This window comes from Methylobacterium sp. B1 (assembly GCF_000333255.1).
Taxonomy (GTDB): Bacteria; Pseudomonadota; Alphaproteobacteria; order Rhizobiales; family Beijerinckiaceae; genus Methylobacterium; species Methylobacterium fujisawaense.
This window is the reverse complement of sequence record NZ_BACT01000650.1, coordinates 1-1,523: the sequence shown is the minus strand read 5'-3', so window position 1 is coordinate 1,523 and position 1,523 is coordinate 1. Positions and strand designations below refer to the sequence as shown.

Below are 1,523 nucleotides of genomic sequence, written 5' to 3'. Positions count from 1 at the left end.
ACAACCAGGTGCCGCCGAGTGGCGGCATGATGCCTGGGCCGTCATCGCCGGCGCCCGGCACCTCGACTGGATGGTGCTGACGAAGCGCCCGGAGAACATCGCGAAGATGCTCCCGGTGATGGACAGCTCGGAGCCCGGTTACCGCCCCTGGAACGAGCGCTGGCCCTGGCAGCACGTCTGGCTCGGCACGACGATCGAGGATCGGGCGCGCCTGCACCGCCTCGACAAACTGCGCGCAGCCCCCGCCGTGGTCCGCTTCCTGTCGATCGAGCCGCTGCTCGAGGATCTCGGCGAGGTGGACCTGTCGGGCATCCACCTCGTCATCGTCGGCGGCGAGAGCGGCCCGCACGCCCGCCCGCTAAACCCCGCGTGGGTTCGGTCTCTTCGCGACCAGTGCGCAGCGCAGGGCTCGGCGTTCTTCCTGAAGCAATGGGGCGAGTGGGCGGACATGGCGACCGCCCGGATCGCCGTGGACGGGCCGGTGATGACCCGCGCCGGCATTGTGCCGAACTGGATGGACCGGGCCGTCACCTTCGCGGACGGCAGCTCGGCTCGGCTCCGCGGCCACACCTTCACCGGGCACGGCACCGATCTCGTCTTCCGCGTCGGCAAGAAGGCCGCCGGCCGCCTCCTCGACGGCGTCGAGCACAACGGATTCCCGGAGGTGGCCCGTGGCAGAGCCGCCCCTACCGGCGGCTCTGCGGCGACGTCAGCTAGCAAGTGCCGCGTCCTGGACGAAAATCAATCCGAGCTGGCTGGGCCGCCTCCAGACTACGCGAGCCCATAGCACTTCGTCCGTCGTAATAAACTTAATCTGGAAAACGTCTGGAATGCCGAGGACGCTATTCACATCCAGCCGCGCGCCGTTTGGGGATATATCTGCCAACTTACATGGAATTGGCGGGCCATACGTTGGCAATATTTCGACCATCGCAGATGCCTCAATGCGCCATTGCTTTCTAAGATCGGTCACAGATGCCCCCAGCGACTGCTCGCGGGTCCGAATATATAAAAACACGATCTAATAATTTCATAAATCAATTGTCGATCTATCGAAACACAAGACATCTTTTTGAGAACAAAAGAAATAAAATCTCTCAAGGCAGGCGCTCGCGATCTTCGAGAATGGCAGATTTTCACATTGAGATTGGGCAGGCTTTATGACCGCCTACAGCTTCAAATCTCGCTTCGCTGCGTCAATCGTAGCGAACACCAAGACCCAGAACATCCGGGCCAAGCGCCTCGGTCGGTCGCGACACGCCCGCCCTGGTGAGTTGGTCCATCGCTACACCGGGATGCGTACCCGCCAATGCACCAAACTCGGCGAGTCCCGGTGCATCGCCGTCTGGCCAATCGAGCTGCACCTGCGCGACGGCATCGTGTTCGCTAACGGAGGCTGGATCCGGACCGAGGAGGACCTCGACGCCTTCGCCCGACAGGACGGTTTCCGCGACTGGTCCGCCCTGGTCGCTTTCTGGGCGGCCGAACATCCCGGCATCGATGTGTTGAGGGCGTGTTGATCC

General features: G+C 62.8%; 3 protein-coding genes. 1 reads left to right on the top strand and 2 read right to left on the bottom strand.

Annotation, left to right across the window (positions count from 1 at the left end):
* A partial coding sequence (locus I53_RS19060) for a DUF5131 family protein (protein WP_051044891.1) occupies positions 1 to 787 on the top strand: 787 nt, incomplete at its 5' end.
* Here I53_RS19060 and I53_RS36195 read toward each other — a convergent pair.
* Positions 710 to 931, bottom strand: coding sequence for a PilZ domain-containing protein (locus I53_RS36195; RefSeq protein WP_083936101.1), 222 nt, complete (start codon positions 929 to 931; stop codon positions 710 to 712). The two genes, I53_RS19060 and I53_RS36195, sit on opposite strands and share 78 nt — an antisense overlap.
* A gap of 265 nt (positions 932 to 1,196) precedes the next feature.
* Positions 1,197 to 1,523, bottom strand: a 327-nt coding sequence (locus I53_RS34600) for a hypothetical protein (protein WP_210161588.1), incomplete at its 5' end; no start/stop codon positions are given.

Excerpts from the sequence above, each read along its gene's own strand:
- I53_RS36195 (WP_083936101.1), bottom strand. The coding sequence starts at position 931 with ATGGTCGAAATATTGCCAACGTATGGCCCGCCAATTCCATGTAAGTTG.